2 protein-coding genes are annotated in these 2,004 nt (G+C 71.2%); both read right to left on the bottom strand.

All coding sequences use genetic code 11. From position 1 onward, the window contains the following. Nucleotides 1-164: 164 nt before the first annotated feature. Complete coding sequence (locus SACSA_RS0107935; protein ID WP_019814860.1) at nucleotides 165-1,184, bottom strand: thioesterase family protein; 1,020 nt, start codon at nucleotides 1,182-1,184, stop codon at nucleotides 165-167. Continuing rightward, on the bottom strand, nucleotides 1,181-2,004 hold an 824-nt coding region (locus SACSA_RS22020; RefSeq protein WP_019814858.1), incomplete at its 5' end, for an alpha/beta fold hydrolase. The genes SACSA_RS0107935 and SACSA_RS22020, both read right to left, overlap by 4 nt.

The following is a 2,004-nucleotide window of genomic DNA, read 5'->3' as shown; positions in this document are numbered from 1 at the left end:
CTCGCCCACCGCGCCCGGCACCGCGGCGGTGACCGCGTCGCCGAGCAGCAGCACCCGGACCCGTGCGCGGTCGGCGAGCGCCACCCCGTCGGCGAGGAACACCGCGCAGCCCGGGCCTGCGTGCGGCCCCCGGCTCTCGATCAGCAGCACCCGCTCGGTCGTCATCAGTCCCGCGTCCCCCGGCCCGCGAGCGCGTCGAGCACACGCTGGTCGAAGTTGACCAGACGCCAGTTCCTGCGGTCGTCGATGACCGCGTACCCGTGCGTGATCGTGCCGGTCGCCGTGGGCACCAGGCGTCCGTCGCGGACCACGTAGGTGTCCATGCGGGAGCGGTAGGTGACGTCCTTGAAGATCTCCTCGACGGTGTAGACGGTGTAGAGGTCCTCCTCCATGAGCGCCTCGTCGAGGAACTCGATCGACGAGTGGGGCACGACCGGGATCCACCGGCGCTCGTCGAGCATGGTCTTGATCGAGATCCCGCGGTCGGCGAGGAAGAGATCGACGACCTCTTCCATCTGCCGGAGATAACCCGACATCTGCAACCGCTCGTTGTTGTGGCAGTACGGGTACGGGATGCGCCACTTCCAGCCGAAGGCGTTGCGGCCCTCCGTCAGCCGGGCCAGCACCGGGTCGTTGTCCGGACCCGCCGAGGCGCCTCGGCCGTCGGCGAGGGCGGTGTTGTCCGCCTCGGACACCGGCTCGCCAGGCTCGGACTCCGCGAGGCGGGTCACGGCGAACCGGGCGAGTTCGCCGGGCAGTTCCACGGGCTCGTCGAGGTAGGTGTCCACGCGCAGCGCCACCCGCACCTTCGCCGTGACGTCCCGCGTGGTCGACCCCTCCCGCACGATCGTGACCGAGAACCGCAGGACGTCCTCGTCGGCACCGGCCGTGGGCACCACGGTGGCGGTGCCCGCCTCGTCGAGGTGGAAGGCGTTGAGGATGCGGGTGTCCAGCTCCACGATGTCCACCCCGAGGCCGAACTCGGTGAACAACCGTCTGCTGGAAAGGCCCGCGTTGCGGAAGTGTTCGAGCACGGCCTCCTCGACCAGGTAATTGACGTGCTTGAACCCGATCCAGGTGCAGATGTTGTTGCCCTCGTAGCGCGGGCGGACCGGCACCGTGCTGGTGTCGGAGCACAGGGACTTCACCGCGGCCACGGTGCCCTCGTCGATCACAGCGGTCATGTGTGCGTCTCCAGTTCTGGTCGGACAACGGGATGGAGGTCACCGAGGAAGCCGGACACCGCCCCGGCGAAGGTCTCGGGTGCCGAGACCATCGGGAAGTGCCCGCAGCCCGGGACGAGTTCGAGGTGCGCGTGCGGCAGGTCCGCCGCGAGCGCGGCGGCCTCGGACGGGTCGGCGGCGATGTCGTCCCCGCCGGAGATCACCAGGCACGGCACGTCCAGCTCGCCCACCGCGAGCCACGGCGTGCGCAGGTAGGTGTCGAAGAAGGACGTCCAGCCGTAGGGGCCGACGCGCTCGCGCACGCGGTAGGCCATGTCGAGCAGGACGTCGTCGGGGATTCGTCCGAGCGCGGCCGCCCGCAGCCCTTCCTCCATGATCCGGTGGAAGTCGTTCATGAAGTAGGCCATCGCCGCCCAGCCGAAGTCCTCCGGGCGCCTGCGGTAGAAGGGCGAGACCAGCACCATGCGCCTGATGCCGTACCGCCGCAGCGGCCGCCCGCCCGCACGCAGCTCGGCGTCGAGCAGGGCGAGCAGAAGGTTGGCCGAGAACGAGTGCGCGACCACCACGTCGGCCGTACCGTCCGGGCCGGCGAGCGCGGTGGCGATCGCGTCGGTGGGCCGGGTGTACGAGGCCGCGTAGCCACCGATCGCCGCACCGCTCCAGGGCAGGTCGGGGGCCACGACCCGATGCTCCGGCGGGAACCGGCCCACGACGTGGGTCCACACACCGGAGGAGTCGGCGAGGCCGTGCAGCAGCAGCGTCCGGTACGCGCGGTCGCCGGGTGCGCCGCGCGGCACGGTGCCACCGCCCCCGGCGCGCG

The organism is Saccharomonospora saliphila YIM 90502 (assembly GCF_000383795.1).
Taxonomy (GTDB): Bacteria; Actinomycetota; Actinomycetes; order Mycobacteriales; family Pseudonocardiaceae; genus Saccharomonospora; species Saccharomonospora saliphila.
This window is presented reverse-complemented; position numbering and strand designations above follow the sequence as displayed.

What these genes read in the sequence shown, in the direction of transcription:
- SACSA_RS0107935 (WP_019814860.1), bottom strand. Translation starts at nt 1,184, where the DNA reads ATGACCGCTGTGATCGACGAGGGCACCGTGGCCGCGGTGAAGTCCCTG.